Source organism: Monashia sp. HAY1-2A, from assembly GCF_056755315.1.
Window position 1 is genome coordinate 1 of record NZ_JBNDHY010000665.1, and the last position, 245, is coordinate 245.

Sequence of the window (245 nt, forward strand, 5' to 3'; positions counted from 1 at the left end):
GTCCAGTACTGTGCCGTCGCATTCGCGAAGCCGACCGTGTAGGCGAAGCGCGGATTGCGGCCCGTGATGGCCGCCCCGCTCACCGCACCGCGTGCTTCCGGTCCCACCCACCCCGTGAGGCCGAGGGCGCCGAGCCAGGACGTGTCCACCGGTGCCGGTGCGGAACCTTCGTTGAACACCATCGTGTACGTGTTGAGGATCTTCGTGCGCAGCGGCTCCGTCTGGCCCTCGCCGTAGTTGATGAT

General features: G+C 67.3%; 1 protein-coding gene. It reads right to left on the minus strand.

Features of this window, described 5'->3' with window-relative positions; translation table 11 throughout:
• Positions 1 to 245: hypothetical protein (locus tag ACPYOM_RS23475; protein WP_481347825.1), on the minus strand; the 245-nt coding region annotated here is incomplete at both ends.